The following is a 5,071-nucleotide window of genomic DNA, read 5'->3' on the forward strand; positions in this document are numbered from 1 at the left end:
ACGGACGGCTTCACGGCTCATCTGGCAGCGCCGGCATAGTTTCGTCAGCTTGGCGCTGGTATCGCCGGACAGCCTGACCTGCCGCACCGTTACCGGAAGGTCCCGCACCTCGCTGTACTCGACCACGTTGGGCCATTCGGCCCGGCGGCCGCGCCGGTCGCGCCAGGTCTGGTCGTCGGCATCGAACCAGCGTCCGTCGGCCAGGCAGCGCACGACGGTGCCGTGCTTGCGTCCGCAGTCCCGGCAGCGCTCCGCACCACCCGCCGGAGTCGTAGCGGTGTAATGCACGCTCTCCCCCGACGGATCGAGCTGCGGCCGGTAACTGCTTTTGCGCCTTCCTCCGGTGCTCATGATGCCCCTTTCCCAAGGCAGCCACCATGCCACACCATTTTTCCCTGAGCCATAACGAAGCTACCGCCCTGAAAATTCATCGGTTTGCAACTGACCGCCGCCAAAAGGATCCGCGCCGATCGCAGCTGGGCATTTCATCAAAGCACGAAACGATCCTGCCCTTACACTATCGGGCAGGTTCTACCAGCCGATTGCTGATCTTGTGTACACGGCAGCCATTTTTTTCACCGTTTGCCCCAAAAAATTCGATGATTCTCCTTGAACCTTTTGCCGATTGCTCTCATGTTGCAGTGCAGCAAGGAAATGGGGCGCTTCGAGGCCCGGTGGCACGGCGACCCGACTTGTTTTCATCTTACAGGACAGGAAACACATCCATGAGCGCGATCAAAGGCTTCTCGGTCCCGAACTTCGACTTCGGCACCATTTTCGACATTCAGCGCAAGAACATCGAGGCGTTCACCGCCGCCAGCCAGACCTTCACGCAGGGCCTCCAGACCGTCGCCAAGCGCCAGGGTGAAATCGCCCGTCAGCAGGTCGAGCAGTTCCAGTCGCTGCTGACCACCGCCGCCCCGACCGCCAAGGTCGAGGACAATCTGGCCAAGCAGGCCGATCTGGTCAAGTCCGCCTACGAGAAGAACGTCTCCAACGCCCGTGAGCTTCAGGACATCCTGACCAAGGTGACCACCGAGGCGTCCGACATCCTGAGCCGCCGCGTCCTCGCCAGCCTGGACGAGATCAAGAGCGTCGCCCAGAAGCCGAAGGCCGTCGAGCGCACCGTCAAGGCCGCCTGATTTCCTTGTCATTCCCGGCCTCGGCCTTCCAGCCGCGGCCGGGAAATGGAAATCGCGACCAGAATTTAAAGGTGCCGGATCAGCACTCTTGGAGAGTCGATGTACCGCCGCTATTGTACATCTTGCCGAAGGCGAGTGCAGATGCGAGATCGCGGCACCCTTTTGTGACTTGTTCCTCCGGTCCCGTAGCTCTCGACTTAGAGGTTGCTCCAAGGGCCGGCATTGAAATTGGAGATCTTCATGCGTGACATCGCCATTACGGTCGAGCAGGCCGCCCACTGGCTGAACTGCAATGCCGCCAAGATCAAGGAATACCTGGCGTCGGGGCTGCTCCGCAACTTCGAAGGCCGCTCGGGCGATGCCGCCAAGGTGATCTCGCTGAACTCCACGGTGATCCTGGCCGAGAGCCTGCCGGTGGAAGCCGGCATCTTCCAGATCGCCGAGAAGCGCGACTACGACTCGGCTCCGCGTCCGCGCACCCTCAGCACCGGCCGCGAGCGTCCGCCGCTGGAAGTGGTCCGCAGCGGCCCGATCGTCGAGCGCCGTCCGCTGCGTCCCTTCGCTTCCCGCTAAACCGCCATTCCCGCTAAACCTCCAGCGGCATCCTCTCCAATTACGGTTTGCCGGGGGCCTTGTCGGGCACCGCCCCGACCGCGAGAGAAGTGCCGCTGAGTTCCGCCACGATGTCGGACAGGCGGGGGACATATTCATCTCCCCGGCCCGCCCCGACCGCCAGCGCGAACGAGTTTCGGACGGCCGCACCCAACGGGTTCGCGGCCCCTGCCGCGTTGGCGAAGGACGCCATATAGGTCATGTCCTTCAACCCGTTGCGCAGCGTGAACCTGTGTGCGTTGGGATCGCGCTCCAGCACCCATTTGAAGAAGGTCTGGTAGAAGCCGCAATCCATCCGGCCGCCCCGGATCACGCTGTCGAACACCGCCGGCGTCAGCCCGGCCTTGGCGCCCATCGTCAGCGCTTCCGAATAGAGCGCCGCATAGCCCATCGACAGGAAGTTGTTGAGCAGCTTCATGGTGTGGCCGGTCCCCGTCGGCCCCGTCGGCAATATCCGGCCGGCGAAGGCTTCCAGCACGGGCCTCGCCCGCTCGACATGCTCCGGCGCGCCGCCGGCCATGACGTCCAGCGTCCCTTCCCAAGCGTCCTTTGGCGTGCGGCCAAGCGGCGCATCGATCAGGACGATGCCCTTCGGCTCCAGCTCGGCGGCGAGCCTGGTGGTGACCGACGGTTCCGATGTCGAGCAATCGACGATCAGCAGCGGCTTGCCGGCGGAAGCCAGCCCGTCCGGGCCGTTGACCACGGCTTCGACCTGCGGGCTGCCGGTCACGCACATCACCACGATATCGCTGGCTTCGGCCAGCTCGCGCGGGGTCGACGCCTCGGCAGCGCCCCGGCGCTTCAGATCCTCGACCGGCTCGCGGTTGCGGTGGCCCATCACCGTCAGCGGCCAGCCCTTGTCCACGATGTTGGCGGCCATCCCATGCCCCATCAGCCCGACGCCGATGAACCCGATGCGTTCCTTCGCCATTTCTTTTCTCCCCTTATTCTTCGTTGCACGTTGCAGAGTTGCACGTTGCAGAACGCTTGTCAGAGCCATCCGCTGCGCTTGAACCGCACATACAGATATGTGCAGATCACGGCGATCGCGACCAGCACGGCGGGATATCCCATCTCCCACTTCAGTTCCGGCATATGTTCGAAGTTCATGCCGTAGATGCCGGCGATGGCGGTCGGGACCGCCAGGATCGCCGCCCATCCCGCCAGCTTCTTCATCACCTCGTTCTGGCGGATCGACACGATCAGCAGATTGGCCTCCAATGCCGAAGCCAACAACTCGCGAAGGTTTTCGATCCGTTCGGTCAGACGGGTCGTGTGGTCCTGGACGTCCCGGAAATAGGGTTTGAGGTCGCTGTCGATCAGCGGGACCTCGACGCGCGCCAGCCGCCCCGCCATCTCGATCAGCGGCGTCACCGACCGGCGCAGAAGTTGAAGCTCGCGCCGGATCTCGTAGATCCGGGCGATCTTCTCCGGCGAGAAGGCCGCCGTCAGGACCCCCTCCGCCGTCTCCTCGACCTCGGCCTCCAGGGTCTCGACGATCGGGAAATAATTGTCCACGACGAAGTCGATGACCGAGTAGAGGACGAAATCGATGCCCTTGCCGAGCATCCCCGGCACGCTTTCCGCACGCTTTCGCACCTCCGCATAGGAAGACGAAGCGCCGTGCCGGACGGTGATGACATAGCCGGGACCGATGAAGACATGGGTCTCGCCGCAATCGACCTTGCCGCCTTTCAGTTCGGCGGTGCGCAGCACCACGAACAGGGAATGGTCGTAGACTTCCAGCTTGGGCCGCTGATGGGCACGATGGGCATCCTCGATCGCCAGATCGTGAAGACCGAACCGGGCCTGGACGGTACGGAGCATCTCCTCGCTGGGTTCCAGCAATCCGATCCAGACGAAATGGTCCGGCTGCTCGGGCGGCTTCGCCACATCGATGCCGACGGACCGATCGCGATGCCCGCCGACATAGAGGGCACTATCAACCACCATTCCCATTATTCGATCACCCCGCTGGCACTCCCCGTGGGGAAGGAAGCTCCAATCATGGGGACGATCAGGGGGGTCGGCAACACCTGTCCGGCGGTGGTAAAGATGGACCGGCCGGGCCGCCGGAACCGGAACGTCGCCAGTGGAGAGATATCAAGGTGGATCAGCACAGAATCGACAACGGCCGTCTCAGCGCCGTCATCAAGGCCGATGGAGCCGAGCTCCGCTCGCTGCGCGCCGCCGGCGGCACCGAACTGCTCTGGCAGGCCGATCCCGTCTGGCCGCGCCACGCGCCGGTGCTGTTCCCGATCGTGGGACGGCTTAAGGACGACCGCCTGCATCACGGTGGCACGAGCTATCCCATGACCCAGCACGGCTTCGCCCGCGACCGCCGCTTCACCTGGGAGGAACACGGCCCGCTCGGCTGCCGCCTGTCGCTGACCGACGACGCTGAAACGCGGACGCGCTATCCTTTCGCCTTCCGGCTCGACATCGCCTATGCGCTGGAAGACGAGTCGCTGGACATCCGATACCGGCTGTCGAATCCAGGAGATGTCGAGTTGCCGGCATCGCTCGGCGCGCACCCCGCCTTCCGCTGGCCGCTCGCCGACGGCATCCCGAAGGATGTCCACGAAATCACGTTCGAAACCGACGAGCCGGCGCCGGTGAGCCGCCTCGCCAATGGCCTGCTCGGCGACACCGAGTTCCCGACTCCGATCGAGGGCCGCAGGCTGCGCCTCAACGAAGCGCTTTTCGCCGAAGACGCCCTGATCCTCAAGCACCCGGCCAGCCGGTCCGTCCGCTACGCCGCTTCGGGAGCGCCGGATGCGCCGGTCATCGAGGTCTCCTGGACGGGATTCGAACAGCTCGGCCTATGGTCGAAGGCGGGCGGCGATTTCCTGTGCATCGAGCCGTGGCAAGGTTTCACCTCGCCCGCCGGATTCGACGGCGACTTTTCAGCAAAGCCGGGCCTGATGCACATTCCGCCGGGAGGGAAGCGGGAGTTGGGCTATCGCGTCTTGATATCCTGAAGCCGCACTTCCACCCAGGTTATTGCCGTCCTTCAGGAGTTCATGACCTGTCATCATGAAGCAGGCTCTTCGCTCCGCCTGCCGGGTACCCACCACCATTCCCATGATCTCGTCACTCGCTGGCGCTGTCCCCAGGGGACGGATTCCTTGATCATGGGGGATAGGTCAGGACCTGTTTAGCGGCGGAGAGGAGAGCGGGGCTGCCATTGAAGTGTGTGGCCGTCATTCTGACGTTATGCGCTTAGTGATCTCGCCGGAAGAATCGACCCAGGCATGTACCTTAGCAGTCCGTTGATTTACCCATCTTAGGTTGAGAATACCAAGAGGTAGATCAGC

6 protein-coding genes are annotated in these 5,071 nt (G+C 63.5%); 3 read left to right on the forward strand and 3 right to left on the reverse strand.

Annotated elements, in window-relative coordinates; translation table 11 throughout:
* Positions 1 to 351 (reverse strand): hypothetical protein (locus AC5JJ6_RS41025; RefSeq protein WP_496047577.1); only part of this gene is annotated, 351 nt, incomplete at its 3' end.
* A 374-nt stretch (positions 352 to 725) separates the two neighbouring features.
* On the opposite strand from AC5JJ6_RS41025, the gene AC5JJ6_RS41030 reads away from it, so the two are divergent.
* Positions 726 to 1,142 carry a phasin family protein gene (locus AC5JJ6_RS41030; protein WP_496047578.1) on the forward strand — a complete coding sequence of 139 codons (417 nt, stop codon included), beginning with the start codon at positions 726 to 728 and terminating at the stop codon, positions 1,140 to 1,142.
* 240 nt (positions 1,143 to 1,382) lie between these two features.
* Complete coding sequence (locus tag AC5JJ6_RS41035) at positions 1,383 to 1,715, forward strand: hypothetical protein (RefSeq protein ID WP_496047579.1); 333 nt, start codon at positions 1,383 to 1,385, stop codon at positions 1,713 to 1,715.
* Between the two features lie 40 nt (positions 1,716 to 1,755).
* Here the strand turns inward: AC5JJ6_RS41035 and AC5JJ6_RS41040 are convergent, their stop codons facing one another.
* Together AC5JJ6_RS41040 and corA are read right to left on the reverse strand one after the other, a co-directional pair.
* The gene (locus tag AC5JJ6_RS41040; RefSeq protein ID WP_496047580.1) at positions 1,756 to 2,754 is read right to left on the reverse strand and encodes an NAD(P)-dependent oxidoreductase; all 999 of its coding nucleotides are present in this window, start codon (positions 2,752 to 2,754) and stop codon (positions 1,756 to 1,758) included.
* Entirely contained in the window at positions 2,745 to 3,707 is a 963-nt protein-coding gene (corA, locus tag AC5JJ6_RS41045) for a magnesium/cobalt transporter CorA (RefSeq protein WP_496047581.1), read from the reverse strand. The genes AC5JJ6_RS41040 and corA overlap by 10 nt, the downstream gene beginning before the upstream one ends.
* A gap of 155 nt (positions 3,708 to 3,862) precedes the next feature.
* Here corA and AC5JJ6_RS41050 point away from each other — a divergent pair, with 155 nt between their 5' ends.
* Positions 3,863 to 4,735, forward strand: coding sequence for an aldose 1-epimerase family protein (locus tag AC5JJ6_RS41050; RefSeq protein WP_496047582.1), 873 nt, complete (start codon positions 3,863 to 3,865; stop codon positions 4,733 to 4,735).
* The last annotated feature ends 336 nt before the right edge of the window (positions 4,736 to 5,071 follow it).

The organism is Skermanella sp. (assembly GCF_059503625.1).

Bases quoted from the DNA above. Each gene is read 5' to 3' on its own strand.
- corA (WP_496047581.1), bottom strand. From the start codon at position 3,707: ATGGTGGTTGATAGTGCCCTCTATGTCGGCGGGCATCGCGATCGGTCC.
- AC5JJ6_RS41035 (WP_496047579.1), top strand. From the start codon at position 1,383: ATGCGTGACATCGCCATTACGGTCGAGCAGGCCGCCCACTGGCTGAAC.
- AC5JJ6_RS41040 (WP_496047580.1), bottom strand. From the start codon at position 2,754: ATGGCTCTGACAAGCGTTCTGCAACGTGCAACTCTGCAACGTGCAACG.
- AC5JJ6_RS41030 (WP_496047578.1), top strand. From the start codon at position 726: ATGAGCGCGATCAAAGGCTTCTCGGTCCCGAACTTCGACTTCGGCACC.